The organism is Aeromonas sp. 604176 (genome assembly GCF_049170755.1).
In the GTDB taxonomy this organism is placed as follows: Bacteria; Pseudomonadota; Gammaproteobacteria; order Enterobacterales; family Aeromonadaceae; genus Aeromonas; species Aeromonas veronii_A.
The window spans coordinates 1-3,502 of the sequence record NZ_JAAKNE010000199.1 but is presented as its reverse complement, the minus strand read 5'-3'; the positions used below and the strand labels follow the sequence as shown (position 1 = coordinate 3,502).

The following is a 3,502-nucleotide window of genomic DNA, read 5'->3' as shown; positions in this document are numbered from 1 at the left end:
GAGATGAGGCCGAGGGCGAAGATGAGCTTGAGGCGCACCTCCAGCTGGCCGAGGGGGCCGCTCTGGTTGAGCAGGGGTTCGATGGCGTATTTGACGGCATACTCCTCCTGACGAAACGCGCGTCGCATCAGGGAGTCGACCGCCTCTTCCAGGATGGTCACGGCTTCGAGAAAGAAGCCGCGGGGGCCATCCTGCTCGTTCAGTCGTTCCAGTACTTCATCTTCCTGGTGTGTGGTCATAGGTGCATTGGGTCCAGCTGACAGGGAGAGAGTGGGCCTCTCTCCCGGTTTCTATCATATGGGGCACATTCCCTTGCCATTCAAGCGCTTGGCGCACTATCAGTGGTGGCTGAATGCGCCGCAAGCAGGGTCATTACAGGGTTTCGTAACGGGCGACGATGGCGCGAACCACCTCGCTCTCTTCATCCAGTCCGGTGACGCGGGCCAACGCTTTGGCCGGGCCAAGCTCCGCCAGCAGGGCTTGCAACTCCACCGCCTGCGGGTCATCGGCATTGCGATAGTGGAGCGCCGCGGCGATCCCCTCCTGCAACTGATCGCTCGGCAGGCCGTACTCCAGGGTGCCCAGCAGCGGCTTCACCAGTCGATCTCCCGCCGCCAGCTTGCGCAGCGGCTGACGACCGACCCGGTCAATCTCGTCCACCAGATAGGGGTTGGCGAAGCGGGCCAGGATCTTCTCGATATAGGCGGCGTGCAGGCGCGGGTCGAAGCCGTAGCGTTTTACCAGTACGGCACCGCTCTCCTCCATGGCGCGGCGTACCTTGCTGCGGATCACCGGATCCTCGATCGCCTCGCGCACTGTGCGGTAGCCCCGCAGTTTGCCGAGGTAGGCGGTGACGATGTGGCCGGTGTTGAGGGTGAACAGCTTGCGCTCGACGAAGGCCATCAGGTTGTCGGTGGGCTCCATGCCCGCCACCTGTGGCAGCTCCCCCTTGAACTGGGTCTGGTCGACGATCCACTCGCTGAAGCTCTCTACCGTCACTTCCAGCGGGTCATCGTTGGCAGCCGCGGCGGGCGGCACGATGCGATCCACCGCCGAGTCGACGAAGCCGATACAGGATTCGAGCGTGGCATGATACGCGACCGGCAGGTACTTGAGTACCTCCCGCTTGAGGTGGCTTGTGCCGCGTACCATGTTTTCACAGGCGATGACGTTGAGCGGTGTCAGGTTGCCAGCATCGAAACGGGCTTGCAGCCCCTTGGCCAAGGTGCTGGCAATCTTGTCCAGAATGTTGGGGCCCACTGCCGTGGTGACCAGATCGGCGGTGATGATGCGGGCGATCACCTCGTGACCGGCGGAACTGACCGCTGCCACGTTGCGCACCACGTCCAGCTTCTGATCCGCACCTACCACATGGACCTTGTACTCCTGACGGTGGTTGAGCTGGTCGATCAGGGTGTCGTTGACGTCGGCGAAGGTGACCTGATGGCTGGCATCCGCCAGCACTTTGCCGATAAAGCCGCGACCGATGTTACCAGCACCAAAATGCAATGTTTTCATGATATTAACCTCTTGAACCAAAGACGATGAAAGATGATTACGCAGCCTGTTCGGCACCCAGCAGATCCAGGAAGGCCTGGGGATCCGTGGTGCTGGCCAGCCGGTCGATGAGACCGGGTTCATCCAGTGCATTGGTCAGGCGGGTTATTACCTGCATGTGTTCGTCGTTGCGGGCGGCGATGCCGATCACCAGCCGCGCTACCTCATCGGCAGCCTCGCCAAAGGCGACCCCGGCCGGGTACTGGCAGATGACGATGCCGGTACGCTTCACAAACTCCTTGGCGGCGATGGTGCCGTGGGGCACGGCGATGGATTCGCCGAGGTAGGTGGAGACCAGTTGTTCGCGCTCCAGCATGGCGTTGACGTAGTCGGGCGCCACGTAGCCGCGCTCTGCCAGCAGTCGGCCAGCGGTCAGGATGGCGGCCTCCTTGTTGTCCGCTTTCAGTCCCAGATGCACGTCATGACGGCTCAGGGTAAAGACTTCGGCTGCCTGCGGCTCGTAGCTGTCGTCGTTGGCGGCCACCAGCAATTGTGGGTTGGCGACGTCATCGTTGGCGGCGCGGCTCAGGCTCTGTACCAGCTCCTGATAGAGGCCGTTGTCGAGGAAGTTGGTGAGCGAGATATGGTGAGCGTTCGGCGCATGGCGACGGGCCCGCTCGGTCAGATCCTTGTGGGTGATGACCCAGTCCACCTGATCGTCGAGCTGATCGATGGCGCGGTTGGTGACGCTGATATCGAGTCCGGCGGCCTGTACCCGCTTGCGCAGCATGCCGGCGCCCATGGCGCTGGAACCCATGCCCGCATCGCAGGCGACCACGATATTGCGCACCGCCATCAGTTCACCGCCCGGCTTCTTGGCTGCTGCGGTTTCGGGCTTGCCGCCCTTCATGGCTTTCATCTTGCGAGTGGCTTCACCGAGGGCATCGGCCTCGTCGGCTTCCGGCTGCTGGGCGCGGACGAACACGGCAGCAACCAGGAAGGAGACCAGAGTGGCGGCTGTGATGGAGAGCAGCACCCCGATCAGGGAGGCCTTCGGCGTCATCAGCAGCACGGCGAAGATTGAGCCCGGTGAGGCAGGGGAGACCAGACCTGCGTTGAACAGGGTCAGGGTAAAGACCCCGGTCATGCCGCCGGCGATCACCGCCAGAATGAGGCGCGGGTTCATCAGCACGTACGGGAAGTAGATCTCGTGGATGCCGCCGAAGAAGTGAATGATGGAGGCACCTGCAGCGGACTGCTTGGCGGCGCCACGACCGAACACCATGTAGGCCAGCAGTACGCCCATGCCCGGGCCCGGGTTCGCTTCAATCAGGAAGAAGATGGAGCTGCCGTGCTCGGTCGCCTGCTGGATCCCCAGCGGCGAGAAGATGCCGTGGTTGATGGCGTTGTTGAGGAACAGGATTTTGGCCGGTTCGACAAAGATGGAGGTGAGCGGCAACATGTGGTTATCCACCAGGAAGCCGACGCCACCGGCCAGCACGCCGGAGAGCACCTTGACGAAGGGGCCGATCACGAAGAAGGCGAGGATTGCCAGCAGCATGCCGATAAGACCGGCAGAGAAGTTGTTGACCAGCATCTCGAAGCCGCTCTTGACGCGACCGTCCATCGCCTTGTCGAAGCGCTTGATGGCCCAGCCACCGAGCGGGCCGACCATCATGGCACCCATAAACATCGGGATGTCGGTCCCCACGATGACGCCCATGGTGGTGATGGCACCGACCACGCCGCCACGATCACCGCCCATCAGCTTGCCGCCGGTGTAGCCAATCAGCAGCGGCAGCAGGTAGGTGATCATGGGGCCGACCAGCTTGGCCAAGGTTTCATTGGGCAGCCAGCCGGTGGGGATAAAGAGGGCGGTAATAAAGCCCCAGGCGATGAAGGCGCCTATGTTGGGCATCACCATATTGGACAGGAAGCGTCCAAAATTCTGTATCTTGACTTTGGTATCCGGTGATAACATGTCGGGACCCCGTTTTAAGCCTGT

The 3,502-nt window shown here is 62.1% G+C and carries 3 protein-coding genes; all 3 read right to left on the bottom strand.

Annotated elements, in window-relative coordinates; translation table 11 throughout:
* A partial coding sequence (locus G5358_RS20455; RefSeq protein ID WP_421324818.1) for an MltR family transcriptional regulator occupies positions 1-239 on the bottom strand: 239 nt, incomplete at its 3' end.
* A gap of 133 nt (positions 240-372) precedes the next feature.
* Positions 373-1,518, bottom strand: coding sequence for a mannitol-1-phosphate 5-dehydrogenase (locus G5358_RS20450; protein ID WP_047436917.1), 1,146 nt, complete (start codon positions 1,516-1,518; stop codon positions 373-375).
* A gap of 37 nt (positions 1,519-1,555) precedes the next feature.
* Positions 1,556-3,478 carry a PTS mannitol transporter subunit IICBA gene (locus G5358_RS20445; protein ID WP_203118351.1) on the bottom strand — a complete coding sequence of 641 codons (1,923 nt, stop codon included), beginning with the start codon at positions 3,476-3,478 and terminating at the stop codon, positions 1,556-1,558.
* Positions 3,479-3,502 lie beyond the last annotated feature (24 nt).